Here is a 443-nt window from a genome sequence, read left to right as displayed (position 1 = left end):
GGATCATGCTGCCGGTGTGGAGCGTGCTCTTCGCCCTGACGGCGTCGAGCCCCGCGTCCGCGACGGTCGGGCTGTATCCCACGCCCTCCTCGCGCGGCGAGCCCGCCGGCACCTTCAACAGCACGCCCGCGCTGGTCGCCCTCTACGGCAGGATCTACGACCCGACCTCGTTGGGCGCCCTGGCCATGCTGAAGCTGAGCGCGCTCGGCGCGGCGCTGGTCGCGGTGCTCGGCTACATCGTCGTGGTCCGGCACACCAGGGCGGAGGAGGAGTCCGGTCGGCTGGAACTGTTGGGCGCCACCGTGGTCGGCCGGCGCGCGCCGCTGACCGCCGCGCTGATCGTGGCCGCCGGCACGGACCTCGTGCTCGGGCTGCTCACCGCGCTCGGCCAGAACGGCGCCGGGCTGCCGGTCACCGGCGCGGGACCGGATGGGCTGTGCTGG

1 protein-coding gene is annotated in these 443 nt (G+C 74.5%); it reads left to right on the top strand.

Annotation, left to right across the window (positions count from 1 at the left end; translation table 11 throughout):
- Positions 1-14: 14 nt before the first annotated feature.
- A partial coding sequence (locus tag F0L68_RS41300; protein WP_497857963.1) for an efflux permease Rv1217c-related protein occupies positions 15-443 on the top strand: 429 nt, incomplete at its 3' end.

It is taken from the genome of Solihabitans fulvus, assembly GCF_008386585.1.
Taxonomy (GTDB): Bacteria; Actinomycetota; Actinomycetes; order Mycobacteriales; family Pseudonocardiaceae; genus Solihabitans; species Solihabitans fulvus.
Note: the sequence above shows the minus strand (reverse complement) of the source record. Positions and strands in the feature narration are given on the sequence as shown.